This window comes from Cupriavidus sp. 01L46, from assembly GCF_056399905.1.
In genome coordinates, this window is the sequence record NZ_JBFTSF010000622.1 from 1 (window position 1) to 1118 (window position 1118).

Annotated in this window: 3 protein-coding genes; all 3 read left to right on the forward strand. The window is 50.2% G+C overall.

Annotated features, from left to right (window positions below; translation table 11 throughout):
• A partial coding sequence (locus AC1DS3_RS38910) for an Imm8 family immunity protein (protein WP_477129397.1) occupies nt 1-94 on the forward strand: 94 nt, incomplete at its 5' end.
• A 54-nt stretch (nt 95-148) separates the two neighbouring features.
• Nucleotides 149-538 (forward strand): hypothetical protein, encoded by a 390-nt coding sequence (locus AC1DS3_RS38915; protein WP_441632788.1) that lies wholly within the window; start codon nt 149-151, stop codon nt 536-538.
• A 182-nt stretch (nt 539-720) separates the two neighbouring features.
• Nucleotides 721-1053 carry a DUF6984 family protein gene (locus AC1DS3_RS38920; RefSeq protein WP_441632790.1) on the forward strand — a complete coding sequence of 111 codons (333 nt, stop codon included), beginning with the start codon at nt 721-723 and terminating at the stop codon, nt 1051-1053.
• Nucleotides 1054-1118: the final 65 nt, after the last annotated feature.

Here is a 1118-nt window from a genome sequence, read left to right on the forward strand (position 1 = left end):
GTATGTAAACGGCTGCACAGGGAAGGATTTTTGGGAAGTGGCTCAGAAAGTAGCCAGGATTGGTGCATGGGAGTTCGAGGACTATCAAACTTGATCTAGCTATTGTAAGCAGCCCTTCTTTGCCACCCGGGTTCAAGGTGGACCAGAAATGAATGAGGAACTGAAGGACAAGTGGTTCGGTGAGAGCATCAAAGATCGTATTTCGAAAATTCACCTTGAACTTGAAGACGATGCTGTTGGGTTATGGCAAATTATTCCTTTTGGAAGGCAAGGCTATGGCTTGGCTGGCGAGGACTTGGTTGAGTATGTTCGTCGATCGCTCCTGGCACTTTTTGCCCACGGAGCCATTCCAGTACAAGGGGCCATAGATGGAATCCACTACTGGGAGCCGGTAGATCGATTTGGCGCAGATCCCCAATTGATGGTCCAGGGCGTAATCGATGAATGGTTGGCATCGAGCGAAGATCCCGATCCCGGTGGACTTTGGTTTGCCATGCCAAGTAGTTGTGAGATCCTCAAGGCAGATCACCCAGAGTGATGCGGAGGCCGAAGTTCTGTTCAACGTGCTGTGACGAGCGACCTCAAGAATATCGGAGAATCACTACCTCAAGGGCAGTACACAGGCACCGTCGTTGTGAGTGGAACAACTTTCAACTACAGTGCCTACAAGCTTCCAAACGGCACGATTAACGTTGGACGTATTACGCCACCGAGATGAGTATGGGCATTGTGAGAGGGTTGAAAGACGACGAGCGGACTCTGTTAGCCAAGTTAATTGCCGGTAAGCCCCAAGAAATGCGTCTCCTTGGTTCTCTTGCTGACGCACTCGTTGAAGAAATGGACGATGGTGGAATGGGAAGCCTGCGCTTCTATGCTTCGGATGCGCGGTCGCGTCGCCTCGGCGAACAATTGGCCAAAAGGGAGTTCGTCGATATCGACGGCATACCGGTTATGGTTGCAATCAATTTGGACGACCACGGAGACCTCTATGAGCTTGATATCTGGAAGGTTGATTTCTCGCCATTTAATCGGTTCCCGATCATGGCGTCATAGCGATTAGGATATTGGATTCATTATGCAGAACGTCGTTTCACGCGTTCTTCATACGAGCTCTATGG

Excerpts from the sequence above, each read along its gene's own strand:
- AC1DS3_RS38920 (WP_441632790.1), top strand. The coding sequence starts at position 721 with ATGGGCATTGTGAGAGGGTTGAAAGACGACGAGCGGACTCTGTTAGCC.
- AC1DS3_RS38915 (WP_441632788.1), top strand. The coding sequence starts at position 149 with ATGAATGAGGAACTGAAGGACAAGTGGTTCGGTGAGAGCATCAAAGAT.